This window comes from Chryseobacterium candidae (assembly GCF_004916905.1).
GTDB classification, from domain to species: Bacteria; Bacteroidota; Bacteroidia; order Flavobacteriales; family Weeksellaceae; genus Chryseobacterium; species Chryseobacterium candidae.
This window is the reverse complement of sequence record NZ_SDLV01000016.1, coordinates 117852-139683: the sequence shown is the minus strand read 5'-3', so window position 1 is coordinate 139683 and position 21832 is coordinate 117852. Positions and strand designations below refer to the sequence as shown.

The following is a 21832-nucleotide window of genomic DNA, read 5'->3' as shown; positions in this document are numbered from 1 at the left end:
AAAAATACCAACATCTATGAAGTCATTTCTTATTTTTACTTTACTCATTCCAATAACTTATTTCCACGCACAACTCAATCAACCGCAAAATTTGAAAGATTTTGTTTTGCAGGGAAAGGTGAAATTAATTGAGGAAAACTACGTTGCCAAAAAGAAAAAAAATAGAGAAACCACTACCTTGGAGTTCAGTCCGGTAGGAAAAATTTTGAAAAAAGAAGAAATTAGTAAAGACAGAAAATCCAGCACTATTCTTTCGTATGATTCACAGAACAGACAGGAAAAAGTGTGGTTTCGGAATTTTGATAAAAGTAAACTCGTTCTTGAAAGTATCATGACATTCAGATACAGGAACGATTCAGTTTTTGTAAGTACGGACATTACTGATAATGGTAAAAAATCCAACAAATCTTTTACAGCTATTCTGAAAGACGGACTTCTTTTAAAATATTTCGGAGAAAAGAATGGGGAAAGAAGGGTAACCGAGTTTGTGTATGATGATCATAATAATGTGCTTTCGCAGACCAACTACAGAGACGGAGAAAAAAGCAGAAGGTATGAATTTACCTATAACTACGATGAAAACGGAAGTATACTTTCACAAACAGATGTTAACGAAAACACAACCATTGAGTTTTTCCCTAATGGACTGAGAAAATCAGAGAACGAATTTACTTACCAATATACTTATGATTCATTGGGTAATTGGATACGGAAAATGGTATTCAAAAACGGAAAAAAATATTCGGAAAATACGAGGAGGATTACTTATTTTGATGAAAAATAAGTTTTTTTAATAATTAAAAAGCAGATTATGCTTTCACATAATCCGCCAAATTGTTTAAAATATTTCAAGCCAATGCTGAATAATACAAGTATTGTCCGAATTGGAAAATATCGGTGATGCTTCTTGATTTATCAAATCAAAAATCATTGATGGCATCTTCAATCCACCATTGAAACTTTGGTGCTTTTTCCCATAAATCAGAATTGTAAATATCCACTTGTGAGTCAGCCCATTCACTTGCAAGATCGCAGTAATAATGTCCGTTATCTGTTTGGTCGTTTCGGTAGTCACCCTCCACGATATTGATGTTATAGGACTGAATGAAATCTTGAGCATATTCCAACAATTGTGAATGAGAATACACATCATAAAAGTCGCTGTCAAACGCTAATTGTTCAAGGAAGTTTTCAATTGATTTTTCGAAGTAAGTCATGTGCATTATACGTAAGAAATAAAAATAATACACTGTCAAAAAATGAATGGCAGATAAGTGGAAAATCAATACAAAATTCTTTCTCCCTGCCTGTTTGTATTGAATTTATACGAGCCATTCATAGACAAAGTGTACAATTATTTGGTTTCTTACAATACACCCTGACTTTACAAAATCCTGAAAATTTTCGTTAGCGTTTCAGCGACCTGTGATGTTATTTCACAATTGGGAATGCTCAAAATCAGTCCGTGACAAAAAATGGTGGTGACGAAAAACCAAAACAACGGACAAACCTGCAAGTGAAGGCTGACTTGGGATATTTATCTGTTTTGGGAAAAGCAGACTGAAAGATGCTAAAATGAGAGGTTTGGAAGAGAGGTTTGGAAACAATACCAATATTATTCAGTGTTTGGTTAAATGTTATTTTATATTTGCCATTCGGGATAAATATCATTTTCTACAATTTGAAATAAAACTCTTCTAAATTCAATAGGGGCATCCATTTTCCTATTATCAAAAATATTTTGCATTAATTGTGCAGTTTCTTTTGCTTCTTGTTTTAATTGCGGATGCCCCAAAGCAATTTCAAAACGATTCCAATCCTTTCTATTAAATTTGTAAAATTTATATTCTTTGTTCCAACATTCTAAAATTTCTTTACATATATAATAAATTTTTTTAGGAGAGCTAAAATAGTATGGCAATAAATTTGTAAGGGCTATTTTGTCTGATTGTTTCCAGTTCTCAATGATATTTTCTGCTTCTTTTTTCCACTCTTCAAAATGACCGAGTGCTATTGTGAAAATAGCTTGATAATTTTCCATAAATTGTTTACTATTTTTATTTGAAGTATATTCATTAACAATTTCGTTTGCTACTGAAGGTATTTTGTGTTCTTTAATCATATAGTCTAAGCACATAATTACGAGTCTATAGTCATATTGTTTCCAGCAATCTTGTAAAATTTTATTACAAAAATTCTTCTTTTTTTCAACATCAGCAACAATAAAACAATCATATACTTGAGAATAGTTTTGTTTATCAAGGGCAGTGTTTTTGTAATTATTAGATTCTAAATATTTATCTAAAATACTTCCTCGTATATCGGGAGAACTATTAAAGAGATAGATTCGGAATAATGAAGTTTGTATATAAGTAGTATGCAAATTATAAGAAATAAATATGAATAATTGTGATACTTGTTGAGAAATATTTTTATCTTCACATACAGTTAAAAGTCTTAAAATAGAATTATGAGAAAGGTTTTCCCATATTTTTGTTCGAAAAAGCATCAATGAAAATTCTTTTAAGAATTGTATTTCTGCATATAGAATAAATTCGTCTAGTAAATTTGTGTCATAGTACATCCAAGTATGATCTTTTAAAATTCTATTAGAAATATCTTGTTTTATTTTAAACGGAGCATAGGTAAAACATTCTGTAATTATGCCTCTATTATATTCATACTTTTTAATATCTAAGAAAAGGGATGAAAACTTTATCTTTATTTTATCTGAAACCGACATGAAACAAAATCTTAATATAAAAGAATCTTTATTCTCAATATTTTCTAATACTTTAACGATAAAAAATTCTTGTATTACTTTATCTCTCAAAAATGATATGAAAGATATAAGTTTACCCGCTTGGAGCTTTTTCCAATTATTGCCGTATATTATTTTGTTTTGAAATCGGCTTTTTATAAAGTTTTCTTGAGTATTAATATAATGAGAAAAATAAGGAATTAAATTTTCTATCTCTCCATCCAATTTTGTGTGCAAAAATCTGTTTTTAAGAATGTGAGAGACGTAATTCAAGCATTCGTTCTTTATACTTACAGAAAATTTGTTGTTTTCATCAGAAACAACCATTCTTGCAAATAAATCTCTAGTTTCGATATCATGTGTATTATTTAATAAGCATATAATAAATTCGTCACTAAAATTTTGCAGATTAGAGATATTAAGGATTTCATGAATCTGGTCATGAATTAATACTTCTCCTTTTACTTGTCTAAAATATTCCCGCCAAAAAAAAGTAGAATATCTTGAAAAAATCTTTTTTTTCCAAAACAGTTGTGCCAACTCAACCATCGTGGCATCATCCAAATGGAGTTCTCCCAAATTATATAAATAATGAGGTTGTGAATTACCTTTCTCAATTAAAATTTTAATATAATCAAGAATTTCATTCTTATCAATAAAAATATCTCTTTCTTTATTGATTAAAGTTGATAGGTATCTAGATGCAGAGTAATCATCTCCTTTTTCAGTAATCACTTTCAAAAAATCAAGTTTAATTTCAATATCAAAATCCTGCCATTCTTCAATAATAATATTTTTAAAGCCTAATTCTGCAAAAATATCATGGTTAAATTGTATGAGGTCATAAGCATTAAAATCTTGGTTGCTATGATTTTTGTTGATATATAATTTTAACCTGTCAAGGATTTTGTCACTTGTGCTAAATCTACGGAATTTATCAAAAATTTGATTATTATTCTTTTCATTATAAAAATCTGCAATTTTCAGGAATGTTTCATAATTAATAGATACCTTATACTTAGTATAAACAAAACTTAAATAATAGATAGCTTTAGCAAGTCCCTTATATTTCTTTTCAATAAATCTCAGATCACTTTCAATAATTCTCTGAAATACCTGCTGTGGTTCAGCAAGATTTAATGCAGTATTGTTAAACTCTTTCTGATCTATATGAGCCAAGATAAAAAGCAATAAGAAAAGAGAAGATTTATAATTTTTATCATTTTTTTTATTAAATAATTTTTCTGAAGCCAATTTCCAATTGGGATGTTTTTCAACAATTTTTTCAATGATTTCTTTATTGTCATCTGAAGATAAATGTAATTCAAAGTCGTTATTTCTATGTTCTGTATATGATCTTTTGATACTTCTATCTCCAATTACAAATCTTATATTATTAATATTTTTTGCTTTTTTAAGAATGTCAATTCCCGACTGTTCATTTTCCTTTGTAAAAACCCTATACCAATCCTCAATGATAATCACAAACTTTTGTTTTTCATTGTTTTCTACTTCACTTTTAATGGCAGAAAATCCTTTTTCTACAAACTCTTCAATGCCACTATCTTCAACCCAAACAATATGAATTGATTCTTTATGAAGGTCAACCGCTGTTCTTCGGAGAACCGTTGATTTACCAGAGCCACCTGAACCACAGATGATTGCGGTTACTTTCTCGTGTTTCTCTTCAATAAAGCTATCTATGATAATATTTTTTAATGTCTCATATCCATTTCTAATAACATCATATTCGTGTATAATGCCGTACCATTGACAAAAATAAGTTTGCTTTGCTCCATAAAATTCAGCTTCTGTAAAATGCTTACCTGCTTTTACCTTTTCAATAAACTCCTCATCAATTATCGTAGCTCCAGCAATTTCCAATCTTTGTCCTGAAACATAATAATCTCCTTCCTTCGGAGAAAAAACATCGTCTAAAAACGACACGTCTATATTTTCCTGCTCTAAAAAATCTCTTTCAAAACACCTGAAAAACAATCGGTATCTTCCAAAATAAAAACTGTAAAATTCTCTAATTCTGGGTTCATCAAGTAATCCATCATTAATATGATCTTTAATTCTTCTTTCCGAATACATCATCTTGTCAAGTTTTGTTTCTTCGGTTTCTGCTTCTGCCATAAAACATTGTAACTGTGAAGATCTTATCAGTCGATTGATACTTTCCTTAACTGTAGCATCTGATTTTCCATAACAGGTTTTCAGTATTTTCATTTTACTTTCTACGAACTCGGTAATCGTCCTTGCTTCTTCTGCAAGAATTTTCGCTTCTTTTTCAGAAATTTCTTTTATACGCTGATTAAGATATTGTAATTCTTCGTCCTGTTTCTTTGGTAAATCTTCTTCTTGCATGGATGATCTGTGTTTTTAAAATGTTGGATTTGATAAAATTACAATTTTTCTTATGATCTAAAAAATCCCTTTAATATAAGGGATTTTGTTTCTTTCAGATTGTTTTATTTTTTCTCTTTGCCAAGCGAAGGATAAACCTCAAGAAAAAATGATAACGGGCTTTTATTTTCATCATCTTCCGAATCATACGGATCAGGATGATAGATAAAAGCACCTTCTGACCCATGAATAAAAGATGCAAAACCACTTTCATTATATTTGTAGGGAATCCATAGTTCCCGACCTGTCAATTGGTAGAGGCACATCATGATATCTTTTATCTTTTTTTTATTGTTGGGATCATCTATAAAATCGATATTGATATGAACATCCATTCATAACTGATCTGCCACCGACTGCATCAGTTTAAAATGAAACGCATTACTCTGTTCTATAGATTCAAATGCTTTAGCATCTGATAATTCTAAAGCCTTAGTATATGCAGGATTGTTCTTCAAACTCTTAAAGGATTTTCCCTTGCTGAAATCTTCGGGATCGTTGCTCATATCTCTCATTTTGAAGGAATATCTTTCAATATTATTTTTTATGTTAGTAAACATAATCCCGTTAATATTGTGAATCATAACCCCATGTTTATTGATTCTGTTACTATAATTAAGTCCCATAAATTTTTCATAAAATGCGAGACCTTCGTCCGAAGAAAAATCAACACGGCTTTTAAATTCCTTTACTGCATAATGCTCGATATTTTTATCCACTCCTTCATGCAAAAATTTGGGATCATATCCTTTAATGCGTGATCTTACATAGTTTTTTATTTTCGCAAGTGATACATATCATTTATCTCTTACATAAAGAACATGGTCTTCCTGTCTCATGTTTGCAGGATTTGAAGCCGTATCAAACTTCATCCAAGCGGGATACTGACCTTTGTATTTCATCATAATCCCATCGAAAAAATCTTTATGCTCCTGCATAAATTCAAGGAAATCCCTTCATTCCTGTGGAGTGAGTGTTTCTGTTTCATCATCCAGTTTGCGGACAATTTCTCTGATATTACTGTTTGATGCAAGGTGTTCTATTAGTTTTTTTCCGAAATCACTTTGCAGGGCATCATAAGGCTTGGTAATAACACACTGCTTGATTTCTTTATCCAAATTGATGGAATTAGGAGTTTTTGACATGATCAAATTGTATGAAATAAATGACCTGATGAAGATAATTGTAGTCAATTTTATCGATTTGTCAAGTAAATTGGATACAAAATATCCCTCAAAATACTGTTTTTAACAACCAAAACACATCGAATTTAGAGGTGAAAAAACATTTTTTTTAAGGAAATTTAACTTTTTTGCAAAAAAAATGTGGAAATTTTGAATCCTTTATGGGTCGTACTTGGATTTCTAAATTTCCAAAAGACCATTCAAAATTTCCAAAGAATCACTCAAAGTTTCCAAAAAAACGCTCAAAATTTCCAACATAATAAACTGTAAATCAATTAGTTATGCTTGTTTTGTGTTGTTTTTTTCTTTTACATTTGGAGCAGAAATAACAAGGAAAAATTTCTAAAAAATCTAAAAATTAAAACCCAATGAATTTGAAAGTACAATCCCAACAAGTACAACCCAAAACGGTTCAGGAGCTTAACTCCATCACGAACCAACGACACGTTAGCTTCAACTATCTGTTGAAGGAGAATTTCACTAAAAAGTCTAATCCAATTAAAAAATAAATTATGGAAACAAAAAATCAAAACATCGTAAAACCTAGCAAAGGCAAATTAGAGGTCATTAAGAAAGACCTTACAGAAAAGATAAACGATAGCACCGAAGATTTGTTTCGTTTGGTTACATTCTGGAGTTGGTGGATGACGCTCCGCTCCAGCCAGTCGATACTCAAAATATTACATCAATCACGAGCTGTGCTTTTAGGTAAACTTGAATTTTTAAGACAAGATTTTGAAAAAAATGTGGTGTTGTTTAAGCAGCTATCTCAAAATTTCATGCGACTGACCTCGGTTGCAGGAGAAGATAAGATGTTGGACATTCAAGCTGAACAACAGGAAGTTATCGCTAAGAGCAATCTTGGACGCACCTATTCGGCACATGCTCATGATTACATTACAGGAAATTATACTAAAGCCAAATTCCTGCAAAGTGATTCAGAAATTAACTTTAGCGAAGCTGAAAGCATCAAGTCTGATAATTATTTACAAGCCGTCAAAAATCTAGACTTGGAAGTAAAGACTTATCCTGCAAAACCTGAACTGGAGTTCTCCGAGCTTACCGCATTACAAACGCAAGCCGTAGCTTCAGAAGTTCCACAGGAACAAGCCTTAGTTGATAAAAGTAACGAGCGAACGCCAATGCGTTCACAGCCTAAACAGGTTATTTATACCATGGTAGGCGATGCTCCCGATTATTATACCGCTGAGGAACAATTTGAAGAGGCGATGTACGCCTCGGGAGAAAATTATGCATCCCAATACACCAATCCTTCTAAAGAAAATGCCGACTCAGTGAAGTTATCTACCACTTCTAAAGAGGTTTTGAAACAACCCACGTACAACCAAAATATTTTGGGACACATAGGCTTGGATAAAGTGGTTTGGGTAGCGTTTGTGTATTTCATCGCTATCGCAGGGGAAGTTTTAATTTTTGCCTCCATCTTTGGGTTGGTGTTTAATTTTAGTCCGATAAAAAGTATGGTGACGGGTCTCGCACCTTTGCTTTTATCTTTCGGAATTGGAATCGCTTTATTCGGGACAATTTTAAACTTTATCAAAAATAACAATTCCATCATCAAAAAGCTCTTTTCATCGAGGTTTATGGCAATTGCGATGATTATAGCACTGCTTTATGCAGCTGCCATGGGTCTTCTTTATAAGAATACGATTGATAAAGATGATATATTAGGTCAAATGACGATACAGAAGCAGGAACTATACGAGTACAACCCTGAGATTATTGATGAAGACATGACCGCAGAAGAACGTGAAACTAAAATAAAAGAGAAGGGTGATAAAATCGGAGAGACCAATGCCAAACTCGTAGAACTTCAGGAAGGACCGATGGCAACTGTCGCCAAGCTCACGATAGCTTTTAGCTCGCTTATCTTCCTTTTATTTTCAGGGATAACCTTTGGGGTATTCATCCTATTCCTTTCAAGCTACAAGCTCCAAAAAGCCATAAATAGGATTGAAAACAGACTTCCTAACATTGAGGCGGAATTTTATGCTCAAAAAAATGTAATCTCAGAGGTAGACAACCTTTCTCACAGAATTTTAAGGCTTCTTGGTCAGAAGAGATTCGTTGAAAAGCTCCTTGTAAGCGATGAAACCAAAGAAATTTTGTACACGCCACCTGCCAAAGAAGAACCTAAACCCACTTTCTCCTCCAACGGCAAATACCATCATTCAGAACACTTTAATACTAACCTTTAATATTTATTTATCATGAAAAAGATTTCAACTTTAATCGCAACCGTATTATTGATCCTTAGCCTTACCTCTTGTCACAAAGAGGTAACGGAAAACACCACACCTAAACATTTAATTATTTTAATGAAAGATAAGTCCGCTTCAGTCTCAGAAAAAGATACAGAAAAGGAAACCAAACATCTGAAAAGCTACCTCGCACAGTATATGGCAGAAAATACGGATGTCGTTGTGATGGATATCAATTCCAACTCCAACAGCCGTACGAACGCTAAATGGTTCTACTACAAAGCCCCTAAACGTCAGGTTTCCAACCGAAATAAAACCAAAAAGCAGGAAGAATTGGACGAAGTGATGTATCAGGAAAAAGTCCACAAAACTTTGGAGGCTACCCAAAAGAAGATCATTAAAGCGATGTTTGCCGAAGCATCTCCAAGCAATGAAACCGCCATCGTGGAGCTTGTAATTCCTATTTCCGAAATGCTGAAAAATTACGATAAAGCCTCCGTTTTGGTGTACTCAGACTTCATTCAGGAATCAGGCTTCCGCAATTTTACAAAAGGACAGTGGGCAATGCCTAGTAAGTCGTATGCAGTAGATGTAGCCACTAAAGACTTTGAACGTCTGCAACAACAGGGTTCTGAAATTGACCTTAGTAAAATCAGCTTTGTGGATGTGGTTACTCCCAACAACCCGCAGAACGAAAAATATTACGTGAATATGCCTTTCTATTGGGATGAGATCTTCCGATTAGGAAAATACAGTGGAAACATTGACTGGAAAAAACTGTAGTCATGGAAAACTTCCGCACATATTTACAAAGCAAAGGTTTATCGCATCTTCAAGGTGCGGAACGTAAAAAGATATACGCAGAGTATAAACGTGAATATGTGCGGAATTTCATGAAGCAAAAACGCAGTAAACATCAGGTTATTGAACTATTCCTCACAGAAAAAGACTACGAACGGCTAACCAAAACAGCCCTGCACCAAGGGCTGTCCCGTTCGGGGTTCTGTCAGCAATTGGTACTCAGCAATATTTCAGATACCGTGTGGATTCCCAATCAACAACTTATTTCCGAACTCCAAATATCTATCCGCAAAATCGGAAACAATATCAACCAACTTACAAAACTGGCAAATTCCCAAAAAGAATTAACGCCACAGTTGTGGGAAGAGGCGTATCAAAAGCTCTGTCAATTGGAGGAGTTAATTAAAAAAAATTTGAGCCACCCCGAATTGTTTGTGAAAACCTAAACAAATGTCTCATGCTTAACCCCATCAAATTTTGTTTTCATGCTTATCAAAATTCTTTCAAGAAAAAATAAGTCGTTCCGAAGTTTGATCGGTTATATAGACAGAGAAGCGGAAGGACAGGAATTGTACTGGAACGTGGCTCAAAATTCTACACCTGAAATTTTGGAAAAGGAGTTTTTAGAAAATGATGAGTACAGAAGCTCGCAAGCCAAAAACAGGATGTATCATCATATTTTGAGTTTTTCTGCCAAAGACAAAGCAGTGATTACTCCCGAATTGTTGGAAAATGTAGCACAGGAATACATTGTAAAAGCAAACCTCGAAAATCATTTGGTATATGGCAGAGTTCATTCGGATACTGAGCATTATCATTGGCATTTGCTATCATCTCAAAATGCCTACCATAGTACAAAGGGATTCAGGTTATCGAAGGTGGAACTTAAAAACCTTCAAGTACAAATGGAAGAATTTACAAGGTTGCAATATCCCGAAATCAAATACAGCTATGCCTACAGCGGAAAACGAAACCTGACGTTGGGACTGGCTACTTCCAAAGTAACGATGAAACTTACGGAACAGGAATTTCGGATGCGTAAATCCGAGCGTAGCACCGAAAAACAAACAGTTATTGAGTATCTGATAAACCTTGCCTCTCAAGTACAGTCTCCAAATGAGTTTGAAAAAGCCATTCAGCAGGATTCACGTTATGGTTTTTATACCTACAGAGATAAAATTCACGGCATTATGGACAGGCAAAACGGTAAAAAATACAGGCTTAGTACGCTGTTTCAAACCAAAGACCTTACAGCAATTTACCGTCAACTGAAATCCAAACACAAAGAATTGGAAAACCAACGAGAAAATCAACAAAATAAAGAACGCTAAAACCAATAAAAAAGAACCTTAAAAAACCAACATCATGGACGAAATATGGAAATTAATATCGGGCGAAAAAGAGCAACAATATGAAACCCTGCATGGAAGCAGTCGTTTTATGACCAAAAGAGAGGAACAGGATATTCTTTCCCGTTGGAACAAAGGGGTCGTGGTAGACGGTAAAAGAAGGATTTCAAGAACAAAAACCATCCATACACTCATTTTAGCTTCCACAGGTGGGGGTAAATCGGTTTGGATTTCTGCTAATCTGCTAAAACCCAAGGGTGACAGCTATATTGTAACCGACACGTCTGGAGAACTCTTTAAACTCACTTCAAAATATTTGGAGAAAAAAGGCTATACGATTTTACATTTCAATCTCTCACAGGACGGAGCAAAAGGACTGCATTATAACCCGCTTGCGTTCCTGAAAACCGATAGTGATATTCAACGCTTCTCTAAAGTGCTGTTACAGGCACAGGGATTAGATAAAGGAAACGATCCGTTTTGGCAGATTTCTACCGAGCAGTTATTCTTTGTACTGATTAAAGCGGTTCTGAAAATGCCATCCGAACAACAAAATTTACAAACACTTTATCATTTGGTAGATTTATGTACGGCAGATATTGAACAGGCAGAAGGGGTTCTCACGTCTTCGATGGACGATGAACTCTATCTCAAATTTTCCGCTTTCAAAAATTACAGTGAAAAATTAAGAACCTCTGTATTGGCTACGGCATCTGCGGTGCTGAGTCCGTTGAATGATTCTTTTTTGCAGGAACTTACTTCCCAAAATGATTTGGATATTTCGCTCCTCCGAAAGCAAAAAACCATTCTCTATATCCAAAACAGCGAACGGGATTTATCACATACCGCTTTCCTCAGAAACCTGCTTTTAAAAGATATTTTCTACAATCTGCTTGCTCCACGAGGTAAAAATGAAAAAAGAGTTTTTGCATTTTTGGACGAATTTAGCAATGTTTACGTCCCAGACTTCACAACACTCATCACGGTTTCAAGAAAATACGATTTGAGTTTAATATGCGCTATCCAAGATTTGCAACAACTCAAACAGAATTATCCCAATGCAGAAGGAACCATTCTCTCGAACTTTCAAATGAAAATTGTGTTGCCTGGATTGAATTCGGAATCAGCGGAACAGATTTCAAGATTATTAGGAATGGCAACGGTTACCAGTGAATCAAACGAAACCAAAAAAAGCAGTTTGACTGCTCGCAGGTTACTCACTGCGGATGAAATACGTACGCTTTCTTCGGATGAAGGGATTATGATTTTTTCCAATAAACTTCCCATACGGCTCAAAATGAAACCGTGGTACAAGAGCTTTTGGCTTCGCTTACGATTGGGAATGTATTAAGGCAATTAGCAATTAGCAATTAGCAATTAGCAAAACTAAAGACTATCAACTGACAACCAAAAACCATCAACTATCAACCAAAAACTGCAAAAATGAAACTTTCTGAACAACTCATCCATCTACTAATCTTATCAGGAATACTGATTTTGATCTACCTGATCATCTGTAAACTGCTCAAACCGCTTGGGGTTTTACCCAAAGCATTGGCAGAAGCACTGGAACAACTCCTGATTATGGTCTTTGAAATGATCGCAAAGCTCGTACACTATATAGTAGTGTTTATTAAAAGTACCGTTCCGGTTATTTTTGAACACCTCCTGAAGCTCGTTATCGCTCTGTTTTTGTTTCTGATTCGGGGATTTACGTGGTTGATTAAAGGGATTGTATCCCTGTTAAACCGCCTGTTCCACCTGACTCAAAATTAAGCCAAAAATATGCTTAAATATCTCACATTCAGGGACTTTCTTGGAGGTTATGTCGAAAGGTTTGCTTAACATTGCATGTGTCAGATTATGAGGCGATTAACCTAATAAATAACATAAAAATAACATGGAAACACTTGTATTATCCAAAAAAAATACGCATCAGCGGGAACTCAGAGGACTACCCGAAATATTCCAGTCTTTTGAGACGGGAATACGGAGTTCCAAAGCCGTTGATCCCAAAAGGTACTTGGAAAAAATCGGATTGGATTATAACGAACTCCGCATCGGCTTCAACTCGGGACAGCTCCACCACCGACAGCCACAGGAACTGAAAAACCGTTATGAACATTTGGGACTTCTGACCAAAAGCGATGCCAACGTTCGGGAAGAAAATATGACTGCTTATACCGTATTCGGACGCAAAGGAATTATTTTCCCGCTTTTCAATGAGCAAAATGTGATCGTTAATTTTTTTGCTATCCGCTTTAAAATGGCAATCCCACAGGAAGACTACCTCAATGACTGTGGCGTGTATCCCTGCTATCCGCATCCCAGCACGAAAAAACTGTTCATCGTTCCTACGATATTGGACGGGGCAAGCCTTCTGCAAAGCAAGGCACTCGAAAATAAGGAAGCGGTTTTGGCTCTGCACAACGGAAAAATGCTTCCCCAACATAGAGAGGCGATTGAAAGTTTAGAACATTTAGAAGAAATTATTGTGATAAAAAGATAGCAACAATACAAACCATACAAACAATGGAAACCATACAGCAACTGGTACAACAGATAAAACCCAATATTCCCATCAGGGAACTACAGCTTCCCGATGGAGACAGCCTCAATGAGATGTGGCTCAAGTACGGTACGGAAGGAATATCGGAATTTCTAAAAAGCGATGCCCCTTCTGAAAAACCTTTGGAGGGATTAAAAATGATCAATGACTACAAACTCAGCTTTGAAGGCAAAGCAGGCACGTATCTCGTTATCGGAAAACTGTCGATGGAGATGCAGAACATGAAAGTGTCCTTACAAATCATCGACCGTATAACCCAACGAAAGCACCGTCTGAAAATAGACCTTTTTGAATTTGCCCACGTGCAGTTCCAATGTAAGGAACTATCGGAAAAGCAGAACTTGGATTACAATACGCTCGAAGCGGACTTAATTCGCTTGACGGATTTACTTGAAGTCTACCGAGAAGAATTATTTGAAGCGGAAGTGAATCCCATCAGCGAACAGTATTCTGCTAAGGAACTCACTCCAAAAGCATCTGAAAATGCGATGGAGTTTTTATCCGAACCCAACCTTTTGAAAAACATCGACACACTATTGGAACAAAGTGGAATCATCGGTGAGGAAGATAACCGAATGATGCTCTTTGTAATTGCTTCGGGATATAAAATGCCGTACTTGCTCCACGCCCTCGTGCAAGGAACATCAGGAGAAGGTAAAAGCCATTTATTAAATTCCATCGCTCACTGTATGCCACAGGAAGATGTGATGAACACCACAAGAATAACAAAGAAATCCTTGTACCATTATCAGGATAAGGAACTGACCAATAAACTTATTTTAATACAGGACTTTGATGGCTTGGATGAAGAGGCACAATTTGCTTTCAGGGAAATGCAGTCGGCAAAGTTTTTGACCAGCTCCACGGTTTCTAAAGACCAGTTCGGAAACGTCAGGGGAAAACTAAAACAGGTGAACTGCCACTTCGCAAGCCTTACGGCTACCACCAAAGCGGAAGTCTACTATGATAATATGTCCCGTTCAGTGGTCATCGGAGTGGATGAAAGTTTAGAACAAACCCTGCGTATTGTGAAGCAACAAAACCAAAAGATTGCAGGGCTTATTGATACGGATAAAGAACAACAGGCAAAGGAACTCCTCAGAAACTGCATCCGTGTTTTAAAATCTTATATCGTGGTCAATCCGTATGCCGATAAGATTATGCTTCCTCTTGAAGCAAAAATGCTCCGAAGACTCAACAGCCAGTTTCAGAATTTTGTTTCACAGATCACGATTCTGCATCAGTACCAACGGAAAACGGATTCCAAAGGAAGGTTGATTGCCACGAAAGAAGATATTCTGAAAGCCGTTGAAATATTTTTTAGTGCCATTATGATTAAAGTAGATGAACTGGACGGCAGTACCCGACAGTTCTTTGAGAAAATGAAAAGCTATGTGAGAAAGCAACCCAAAGGAACAACCCACCGTTTTACGGCAAGGGAGATCCGTCAGGAGATGAATATCAGCAAATCCACCAACTTTAAATATTTCACGATGCTACAGGAACTGGAATATATCCAAGCAGTGGAAGGCTCGGTCAACAGGGGTTTCAAATACCTGATCACCCATTGGGACGATATGGAGAAACTCCGCACCAAAATCAAAAGCGAACTAACCCAGCAATTGGAGGCGTTATGAAACCACAAAAAAACCACCACAGCCCCCCTGAAATTGGGCAATACGCCGTTGGTGTTCGGTGTTTCAGACAGTCCACATAAGCAAAAAAAGACGGATTAAAAACCACCAAACAAGCACAGAGAACCCAAAATAACGCCTGAAAAAATAAGTAAAAACGATTAAAACGATTAAACCAACCATAAAACCACATAACCTATGAAGAAGAAAATCCAGACCCCAAGCTACCAAACGCTGTTGAAAGATTTTGACAGTTTTATTACCGTAAGAAATTACAAATTAGGCAGAGGCGGTAAGATGCACCAAAATGCCGTTACCGAATTTCTGATGTGGATGGAAGAAAACGGAGTGACGAAGATTAAAGAGGTAACGAGTGCAGAAATGATTCTGTATTATGAATACCTGATCACACGTCCGAATAAACGCAGAGAAGGAACTCTTGCTGAACAAACCATCAAAAGCCGTTTATATTCTTTGAGTTTGTTTATGCAAAATTTATTGGAGAACAGAAGCATTGACAATGGTTTCTATATTCCAAGCTACGGAGGAAGCGAAACTTCCAAAATTCGGAACACCTTAACCGTGGAGGAAATCAAACTGGTCTATGCGTATTGTGAAAACGACTTGGAGAGTGCTTTACTCTCGGTTGCCTATGGTTGTGGACTCAGAAGAAGTGAACTGGAAAGCCTGAACGTTCGGGATATACAATTATCCACCGGAGAACTGATCGTTCGGGAAGGTAAAGGAAGCAAGAGACGGGTCGTTCCTATGAGTGATACCGTCATCGAATCGGTAAGGAAATATATTCATAACGAAAGACATGAACGGGCAATAAACAGTGAGCATTTTGAGGATGCTTTTTTTGTGAATATGAGGGGAAGTCGTATGAGGGGTGAGCATCTGAATGATACCCTTAAGAAAATGATTGAACAGACAAACAGTTATGAATTGGCACAAAAGGAAATAACCCTGCACTGTCTACGCCACAGCATCGCCAACCATTTGGCGGAAAACCACGCAGGTATAGAATTTATAAGACGGTTTTTAGGACATACTGAAATCAATACCGCCTATATCTATGCCATCAAAAACAAGAAACGAAATAAAATAACCTCCCTTTTTAAATAATAGAATGATGAAAAAGCAAACACTTGAACAGTTTTTATTGGAGCAATATGCTCCTCAGACCGCCAAAACGTATTTATTTGCCATCGAGCATTTTCTGAAAATGAATCCGAAAGCAAAGCGGTATGGCTACCGTCATATTGTTTCCTATATGGAACAGATTGCCCAACAGCAATCCAACCCGCACTACAGGGTTGTAATACTCTCTGCAATTAAGAAATATTACGATTATTTGGTCATGACAGGTTACAGAACCGACCATCCCTGCAAACTCTTGAACATCAAAGTAAAGCACAATCAGCCTATTCAGGTGCAGGATTTATTTACGAGTGAGGAACTGCAACTGCTTCTGAACCGTGAAAACCGTTACCAATATATTGATTCCCGAAATGCAGTGGTTTTATCACTGCTTATTTATCAGGGATTAGCGAGTGACGAAATCGTCAACCTTCGGGTAAAGGATATTGATCTGGACGAAGGAACGGTCTATGTAAAAGCGTCAGCTAATCTCAACCGCAGAACACTCGAACTGCTTAACAAGCAAATGATGGTATTTGCCAACTATATTCATGAAGCACGCCCGAAGTTGCTTCGCTCAGATACAGACAAACTCATCATTACCAAGCTCGGAAAACCAATGAGTGTGGATTCTGTTCAGGCAATGATCGAACCTTTAAAGGGCTTATTTCCTGATAAAAAACTCTGTCCGCAGACGATTCGGATGAGTGTGATCTGCAATTGGCTGAACGATAAAAAACTTCCGTTGGAAAAAGTACAGGAACTAGCTGGTCACAAGTGGCCAGGTACGACCGAAAAATATTTTAAAGCTGATAGTGAACAGCAAAGGGAATTGATAAATAGGTTTTTTCCAGTGTTATGATACCACTTTTATTTATAGATAGATTTTAAAGCTCTCATTTTGAGGGCTTTTTCTCTGGATCAGATTTTTCCTTTCTATCAAGTTAATTTATATATACTTGCTTTTTGTTTGGAAATCAGCATATAAACTACCTTTCCACAATTCAAGTTGTTTTATTTTTTTCAGTACATTTTTATAAATTTAAAAATCACTACATTTGACGGTTTAGGGTTTAGTAAAAATCCTCTAAAAACTATTCATAAAAGTCATTTCAATTTATCTTGAAATGCAAATCAAAAAATGAGCAAAAGAATAAATTATATAATCGAAGAAATAGCTGACCAATACTCCATAGATGACAGTAATCGACCTTGGATTATAGGTTTTAGTGGTGGTAAAGATTCAACAGTATTACTAACACTAACTTGGTTAGCATTATTAAAAATAAAGAACGAAAAAGGTAATTCTTTTTTGAGTCGAGAAATTCATGTAGTTTGTAATGATACATTGGTGGAAAATCCAATAATTACAAATTATGTAAATAAGATTTTAGAGAAAATTAAAGAAGCATCATTAAAACATTCACTTCCTGTATTTGTACAAAAAACAATACCAAGATTGGAAGATTCGTTCTTTGTAAACCTCATTGGTAAAGGCTATCCAGCGCCAAACAATGCTTTTCGTTGGTGTACTGAAAGATTGAAAATAAAACCAACTGCTAAATTTGTTACAGATATAGTTAAAAGTGAGGATAATGACCACCACGAAGCGATTATACTTGTTGGAACAAGGAAAAGTGAAAGTGCTACAAGAGCAAAATCAATAAAAAAACACGAGATTAGAGGAAAACGATTAACAAAACATCCACTTCAAAATAATGTTTTTGTTTATTCGCCTATCAAAGAATTGGAATTAGAAGAAATTTGGTATATAATCAATACTTTTCAATCGCCTTGGGGTGCAAATAACAAAGAATTATTTGATATTTATATGGATGCAAGTGCAGATGATTACGAGTGTCCTACAATGGTTTCAGACAAAGAGCACAAATCTTGCGGACAAAGCCGTTTTGGGTGTTGGACTTGTACTGTTGTAAAACAAGACAAATCTATTTCTGCACAAATTGAAAACGGACAAGAATGGCTAATTCCATTACGAGATTTGCGTAATTGGATTCAAGATGAGAGAAATAAACCTGAAAACCGTTCTCATTTAAGAAGAAATGGTGTAGAAGCTGCAATTCCTCATGGTGGCGTTGTGGAATTGAAACATAGAGCTGAAATTCTGGAAAAAGTTTTTGAAGCACAAAAACAGATTATTGATTTGGGTTATGAAGTGGAATTAATTAACAAACAAGAATTGATTGCAATTCAAGTTATTTGGTATCGTGATTTGTATTTCCAATACACGGTTTCCGATATTTATAATAAAGTATTTAATAAACATCTTGATATGAAACAGCACAATGAACTGGTTAAAAAAGAAGAAGAACTTCTATTGTCTGCTTGCGAAAAAGATAAAAAACAATTCACTTTAATTCAGGACTTACTAAAATTAGAAAAGTCTAAAACCATTATGATGAAACGAAGAGGATTGATTGAAGATATTGAAAAACGTTATAAACAACATATCAATGTAGCTTAAAAAATTGTTTTCAGAAAAACTTCCATATTATGTTCATTGTTTTACGCATTTAAAACGAGATGCCAAAAATGGTGGTGCTCCGCATAAACCTATTTTATTGTTAAGTGTTATCAGTTTGTTTCAAAAAGGAATTTTTACGGATAATCAAATTAATATTTTACCTGAATTAGTTGCTTCTTTTAAATCAAATTGGTCAAAATTGGTAGTAACCAATCATCATCCGATTTTTGCAATGCCATTTTATCATATGAATTCCGAACCTTTCTGGAAATTGATTGCCAATGTTGGGTGTGAAAAATGGATTGAAAGCAAAAGCTCAATGCGAAGTTTAGGAAATCTAACGACTGCTATTAAATTTGCTTTTATTGATAACGAACTTGCACAATTACTTATTCAACCTGAAAGCAGAGATATTTTAAAAATTTCCATTTTAGATAAATATTTTCCAGAGACAAAATCTAATTTTGGCAATAATGGAAATGACGATTTACCAAGTATTTCTATTTTAAATGAACCTTCGGAAGAATATAAAAGAAAAATAATTGAATTAAAAGACCAAGTTGATGAAAATGCTTTTCAAGAGGAAGTTTTTATTCGAGGTGGATTATTCAAAAGAGAAATTCCTAAAATTTATAAAAATACTTGTGCAATAACAGGTTTAAGAATTGATGCAATAACCAATGTTTCAATGGTTGATGCTTGTCACATTGTTCCGTTTTCAGAAGGTTATGATGACACATTAACAAACGGAATTGCACTTTGTCCAAATCTTCACAGAGCATTTGATAGAGGCTTGATTTCTATTTCTGATGATTATAAAGTAATTGTCAATAAAAATTTCGTAGAAAAAACTTCGATTTACAATATCTCTCAATTTGCAGGAAATAAAATAACACTTCCAGAAAATTCTAATTTTCATCCTGCTTTAAAAAATCTTTATCAACATCGAAAAAGATTTAATTTCTAAACTACTTCACATTTGCGTGAGGGATAGAAGCGAAAAGCCCACAGCGAGGAACGAGCGAGGACTTGTAGCGGATAGCCCGACCCGAAGGGACACGCCCCAATAAAAAAATCTAAATCCCTTTCTGAACGAATAAAGGAAGGACTTAATACATTACTTCATAAAAAATCATTTATTAATGATGTAAATGTTGAGATTATTGGAGAAGACATTGATATTCATTTAATTGATGCGAGAGGTAATATTATTAACAAAGATTCTCTATCCAAAGGAGAACAACAGATGTATGCAACAGCCTTACTCAAAGGTTTGGTTGATGAGTCAAATATCAGTTTCCCTGTATTTATAGATTCTCCAATGCAGAAATTCGATGTTGACCACTCTAACAGTATTGTTAAGCATTTCTATCCGAAAGTTTCAGACCAAGTTATTATTTTCCCATTACTTAAAAAAGAAATGAGCGAAGATGAGTTTACTATTTTATTACCAAATATCAGCAAGACTTATTTGATTAAAAATGTTGATAACGAACAATCTTCATTTGAAGAAGTAGAAAATAAAGAAGATTTGTTTAGAATATTTGAAAAGAATTATCAAGATGCAATTTAATATAAAAACATCATCAGAGCTTGTAAAAAAGCTGACCAATAAAATGGGTTTGGGAGAAGAAAACCACATTGCTCGAATTTCATTGGCGTATTCATTGGCTAAAGGTGCTATCTACAACTCGGAAAGCCTTTATAGCTCAGCGGATAAACAAAAAGAATACAAAGACAATACTTTATTTGGAAGTTATAAGGATTATTATGTTTCGCTTATTTGTCAAAAATATCAAATTCATAAAGATGATACAGATGTAAGAAAATATCTGAAATGGCATATTGACAATGGTTTAGAAATGATTAATCTGTATTTTGATGAAAACAAAAATGTATCAGGAATTGAGTTTTTATTAGATCATATAGAAATCGGAATTGATGCCATTAACGAGAACGAAACCAATTTCGATTTTGTCAAAAACAAAAATAATTCTTTAAAAGAAAAAGAAAGTTATTTAGCACCGATTAAAGTTTTAATTGGAGAATACAAAGGGAAAGATATTTACTTTACCCCAAACAATACATCAATGTATGGAAATTGTCATATTGCCATTGCAGGACAATCAGGAGCTGGTAAATCTTATTTTGCAAGAAAATTTTTAGAAAGAATTATAACAGAGTCAAAAGGTCAGGTTAATTATCTCTATTTAGATTTTAAGGGAATGACTGAAAGTGATAAGTCAAATAAAGATTTTAAAGATTTTTTCAACAATACCAATGCTAAATTAATTGACACACCTACGGACTCATTTCCAGTTAATCCATTATCATTCATTAATAATGTGAATGAAAGAGATAAAATTGTTGGAATAGGTCGCTTTGTAGATATAATTGTTAAATATGCTAATTTAGGAAATGTTCAAAAACAGCATTTAAAAGATGCCACAAGAAAAGCATTTGAAGATAAAAAAGACGGTAGTTATCCAACATTATCAGATGTTTTGGAGAATGTTTATGAGATTGCAGGAGATAAACCAACATCACTTACCCAGATCTTGATTGGTTTAACTGAAATTGAATTGTTTGATAACAAAAAATTAGGAGATTTCATCAATGACAATTACTATTTAAGTCTTTCAGGAGATTTAAGCAAAGAAGTACGTTTTACAGCTACATTCTTAGTAATTTACTACCTGTATAATACTTTTATGAATATGGATAAAGTGCCTATTGAGGACAATTATAGCGGTCTTCGGTATGTATTACTCATTGATGAGGCACATAATGTATTCAAGGAAAAGAAATCACAAGAAATTTTAGAAAAATTATTGCGTGAAGTCCGTTCACAGGGAGTAGCTGTAATGCTTGTTTCACAAGGCATTGAAGAATTTAATCAACCAACATTTGATTTTTCTGAAATGTGCCAATCTGCATTTTTAATGCAAATAAAAGACGGTAATAATTGGAAATCTGTCAGCAAATTCTTGGGAGCAGGAGAAAAGCAGAGAGGTAAGATAAATCGGTCAATGGAAACGATTAATCCAAGACAAGCAATTTCAAATATAAAAGAGTTTGAATTTGGAGAAATATTTAATACCAAATAAAATTCTATGGATTGGATATTAAATTCAAAAGCCATTAATAAATTCCTTGGACTTAATGACAAAGACAGAATCACAGCAACAGGAAACCTTGAGAAAATCCAAAATCAAGCTATTTCCAATATTAAGGAATTTACAAAAGATTAGTTGTTTGAATTGAAAAAATTTTAT

General features: G+C 34.6%; 23 protein-coding genes. 17 read left to right on the top strand and 6 right to left on the bottom strand.

Features of this window, described 5'->3' with window-relative positions:
* The first annotated feature begins 16 nt into the window (after window positions 1-16).
* The gene (locus EK417_RS09060; RefSeq protein WP_136521976.1) at window positions 17-784 is read left to right on the top strand and encodes a toxin-antitoxin system YwqK family antitoxin; all 768 of its coding nucleotides are present in this window, start codon (window positions 17-19) and stop codon (window positions 782-784) included.
* A gap of 136 nt (window positions 785-920) precedes the next feature.
* Here EK417_RS09060 and EK417_RS09055 read toward each other — a convergent pair whose 3' ends face one another.
* The 6 genes from EK417_RS09055 to EK417_RS09035 all read right to left on the bottom strand — a co-directional run bounded on the left by EK417_RS09055 (window position 921) and on the right by EK417_RS09035 (window position 6315).
* Window positions 921-1217, bottom strand: coding sequence for a hypothetical protein (locus EK417_RS09055; protein WP_136521975.1), 297 nt, complete (start codon window positions 1215-1217; stop codon window positions 921-923).
* Between the two features lie 425 nt (window positions 1218-1642).
* Entirely contained in the window at window positions 1643-5131 is a 3489-nt protein-coding gene (locus EK417_RS09050; RefSeq protein WP_136521974.1) for a P-loop NTPase, read from the bottom strand.
* 104 nt (window positions 5132-5235) lie between these two features.
* On the bottom strand, window positions 5236-5505 hold the full coding sequence (locus tag EK417_RS09045) for a hypothetical protein (RefSeq protein WP_136521973.1): 270 nt from the start codon (window positions 5503-5505) through the stop codon (window positions 5236-5238).
* Window positions 5506-5889, bottom strand: a complete 384-nt coding sequence (locus tag EK417_RS09040; RefSeq protein ID WP_136521972.1) for a hypothetical protein — start codon at window positions 5887-5889, stop codon at window positions 5506-5508.
* A gap of 78 nt (window positions 5890-5967) precedes the next feature.
* Window positions 5968-6108 (bottom strand): hypothetical protein, encoded by a 141-nt coding sequence (locus tag EK417_RS21060; RefSeq protein ID WP_168801965.1) that lies wholly within the window; start codon window positions 6106-6108, stop codon window positions 5968-5970.
* Window positions 6109-6126: 18 nt separating this feature from the next.
* On the bottom strand, window positions 6127-6315 hold the full coding sequence (locus tag EK417_RS09035) for a hypothetical protein (protein WP_136521971.1): 189 nt from the start codon (window positions 6313-6315) through the stop codon (window positions 6127-6129).
* Between the two features lie 407 nt (window positions 6316-6722).
* Here EK417_RS09035 and EK417_RS21055 point away from each other — a divergent pair, with 407 nt between their 5' ends.
* The 16 genes from EK417_RS21055 to EK417_RS21050 all read left to right on the top strand — a co-directional run bounded on the left by EK417_RS21055 (window position 6723) and on the right by EK417_RS21050 (window position 21808).
* Window positions 6723-6863, top strand: coding sequence for a hypothetical protein (locus tag EK417_RS21055; protein WP_168801964.1), 141 nt, complete (start codon window positions 6723-6725; stop codon window positions 6861-6863).
* 3 nt (window positions 6864-6866) lie between these two features.
* Window positions 6867-8573 carry a hypothetical protein gene (locus tag EK417_RS09030; protein WP_136521970.1) on the top strand — a complete coding sequence of 569 codons (1707 nt, stop codon included), beginning with the start codon at window positions 6867-6869 and terminating at the stop codon, window positions 8571-8573.
* A gap of 12 nt (window positions 8574-8585) precedes the next feature.
* Complete coding sequence (locus tag EK417_RS09025; protein WP_136521969.1) at window positions 8586-9359, top strand: hypothetical protein; 774 nt, start codon at window positions 8586-8588, stop codon at window positions 9357-9359.
* 2 nt (window positions 9360-9361) lie between these two features.
* Entirely contained in the window at window positions 9362-9823 is a 462-nt protein-coding gene (mobC, locus tag EK417_RS09020) for a plasmid mobilization relaxosome protein MobC (RefSeq protein ID WP_136521968.1), read from the top strand.
* Window positions 9824-9862: 39 nt separating this feature from the next.
* Window positions 9863-10708 (top strand): relaxase/mobilization nuclease domain-containing protein, encoded by an 846-nt coding sequence (locus EK417_RS09015; protein ID WP_136521967.1) that lies wholly within the window; start codon window positions 9863-9865, stop codon window positions 10706-10708.
* 34 nt (window positions 10709-10742) lie between these two features.
* Complete coding sequence (locus EK417_RS09010) at window positions 10743-12077, top strand: type IV secretory system conjugative DNA transfer family protein (RefSeq protein WP_136521966.1); 1335 nt, start codon at window positions 10743-10745, stop codon at window positions 12075-12077.
* A 92-nt stretch (window positions 12078-12169) separates the two neighbouring features.
* Window positions 12170-12502 (top strand): hypothetical protein, encoded by a 333-nt coding sequence (locus tag EK417_RS09005; RefSeq protein WP_136521965.1) that lies wholly within the window; start codon window positions 12170-12172, stop codon window positions 12500-12502.
* 124 nt (window positions 12503-12626) lie between these two features.
* Window positions 12627-13235, top strand: a complete 609-nt coding sequence (locus tag EK417_RS09000) for a hypothetical protein (RefSeq protein WP_228457917.1) — start codon at window positions 12627-12629, stop codon at window positions 13233-13235.
* 23 nt (window positions 13236-13258) lie between these two features.
* Window positions 13259-14932 (top strand): MTBMA_p00010-related P-loop-containing protein, encoded by a 1674-nt coding sequence (locus tag EK417_RS08995; protein WP_136521964.1) that lies wholly within the window; start codon window positions 13259-13261, stop codon window positions 14930-14932.
* A gap of 195 nt (window positions 14933-15127) precedes the next feature.
* Window positions 15128-16057, top strand: a complete 930-nt coding sequence (locus EK417_RS08990; RefSeq protein ID WP_136521963.1) for a tyrosine-type recombinase/integrase — start codon at window positions 15128-15130, stop codon at window positions 16055-16057.
* 7 nt (window positions 16058-16064) lie between these two features.
* Entirely contained in the window at window positions 16065-16934 is an 870-nt protein-coding gene (locus tag EK417_RS08985; protein ID WP_136521962.1) for a tyrosine-type recombinase/integrase, read from the top strand.
* 279 nt (window positions 16935-17213) lie between these two features.
* Window positions 17214-18557 (top strand): DNA phosphorothioation system sulfurtransferase DndC, encoded by a 1344-nt coding sequence (gene dndC, locus EK417_RS08980; protein WP_136521961.1) that lies wholly within the window; start codon window positions 17214-17216, stop codon window positions 18555-18557.
* A 4-nt stretch (window positions 18558-18561) separates the two neighbouring features.
* Window positions 18562-19524 carry an HNH endonuclease gene (locus EK417_RS08975; protein WP_136521960.1) on the top strand — a complete coding sequence of 321 codons (963 nt, stop codon included), beginning with the start codon at window positions 18562-18564 and terminating at the stop codon, window positions 19522-19524.
* Window positions 19525-19803: 279 nt separating this feature from the next.
* Window positions 19804-20130, top strand: a complete 327-nt coding sequence (locus tag EK417_RS21305) for a hypothetical protein (protein ID WP_181446073.1) — start codon at window positions 19804-19806, stop codon at window positions 20128-20130.
* Window positions 20120-21664, top strand: a complete 1545-nt coding sequence (locus EK417_RS08965) for a DndE family protein (protein WP_136521959.1) — start codon at window positions 20120-20122, stop codon at window positions 21662-21664. The genes EK417_RS21305 and EK417_RS08965 overlap by 11 nt, the downstream gene beginning before the upstream one ends.
* A 6-nt stretch (window positions 21665-21670) precedes the next feature.
* Window positions 21671-21808 carry a hypothetical protein gene (locus EK417_RS21050; protein WP_168801963.1) on the top strand — a complete coding sequence of 46 codons (138 nt, stop codon included), beginning with the start codon at window positions 21671-21673 and terminating at the stop codon, window positions 21806-21808.
* The last annotated feature ends 24 nt before the right edge of the window (window positions 21809-21832 follow it).

Coding starts and splice junctions, on each gene's coding strand:
- EK417_RS08965 (WP_136521959.1), top strand. CDS start 20,120: ATGCAATTTAATATAAAAACATCATCAGAGCTTGTAAAAAAGCTGACC.
- EK417_RS21060 (WP_168801965.1), bottom strand. CDS start 6,108: ATGCAGGAGCATAAAGATTTTTTCGATGGGATTATGATGAAATACAAA.
- EK417_RS09005 (WP_136521965.1), top strand. CDS start 12,170: ATGAAACTTTCTGAACAACTCATCCATCTACTAATCTTATCAGGAATA.
- EK417_RS09025 (WP_136521969.1), top strand. CDS start 8,586: ATGAAAAAGATTTCAACTTTAATCGCAACCGTATTATTGATCCTTAGC.
- EK417_RS09060 (WP_136521976.1), top strand. CDS start 17: ATGAAGTCATTTCTTATTTTTACTTTACTCATTCCAATAACTTATTTC.
- dndC (WP_136521961.1), top strand. CDS start 17,214: ATGAGCAAAAGAATAAATTATATAATCGAAGAAATAGCTGACCAATAC.
- EK417_RS21305 (WP_181446073.1), top strand. CDS start 19,804: ATGTATGCAACAGCCTTACTCAAAGGTTTGGTTGATGAGTCAAATATC.
- EK417_RS21055 (WP_168801964.1), top strand. CDS start 6,723: ATGAATTTGAAAGTACAATCCCAACAAGTACAACCCAAAACGGTTCAG.
- EK417_RS08985 (WP_136521962.1), top strand. CDS start 16,065: ATGAAAAAGCAAACACTTGAACAGTTTTTATTGGAGCAATATGCTCCT.
- EK417_RS09015 (WP_136521967.1), top strand. CDS start 9,863: ATGCTTATCAAAATTCTTTCAAGAAAAAATAAGTCGTTCCGAAGTTTG.
- EK417_RS08995 (WP_136521964.1), top strand. CDS start 13,259: ATGGAAACCATACAGCAACTGGTACAACAGATAAAACCCAATATTCCC.
- mobC (WP_136521968.1), top strand. CDS start 9,362: ATGGAAAACTTCCGCACATATTTACAAAGCAAAGGTTTATCGCATCTT.
- EK417_RS09050 (WP_136521974.1), bottom strand. CDS start 5,131: ATGCAAGAAGAAGATTTACCAAAGAAACAGGACGAAGAATTACAATAT.
- EK417_RS09010 (WP_136521966.1), top strand. CDS start 10,743: ATGGACGAAATATGGAAATTAATATCGGGCGAAAAAGAGCAACAATAT.
- EK417_RS09000 (WP_228457917.1), top strand. CDS start 12,627: ATGGAAACACTTGTATTATCCAAAAAAAATACGCATCAGCGGGAACTC.
- EK417_RS09045 (WP_136521973.1), bottom strand. CDS start 5,505: ATGGATGTTCATATCAATATCGATTTTATAGATGATCCCAACAATAAA.
- EK417_RS09055 (WP_136521975.1), bottom strand. CDS start 1,217: ATGACTTACTTCGAAAAATCAATTGAAAACTTCCTTGAACAATTAGCG.
- EK417_RS21050 (WP_168801963.1), top strand. CDS start 21,671: ATGGATTGGATATTAAATTCAAAAGCCATTAATAAATTCCTTGGACTT.
- EK417_RS09030 (WP_136521970.1), top strand. CDS start 6,867: ATGGAAACAAAAAATCAAAACATCGTAAAACCTAGCAAAGGCAAATTA.
- EK417_RS09035 (WP_136521971.1), bottom strand. CDS start 6,315: ATGTCAAAAACTCCTAATTCCATCAATTTGGATAAAGAAATCAAGCAG.
- EK417_RS08990 (WP_136521963.1), top strand. CDS start 15,128: ATGAAGAAGAAAATCCAGACCCCAAGCTACCAAACGCTGTTGAAAGAT.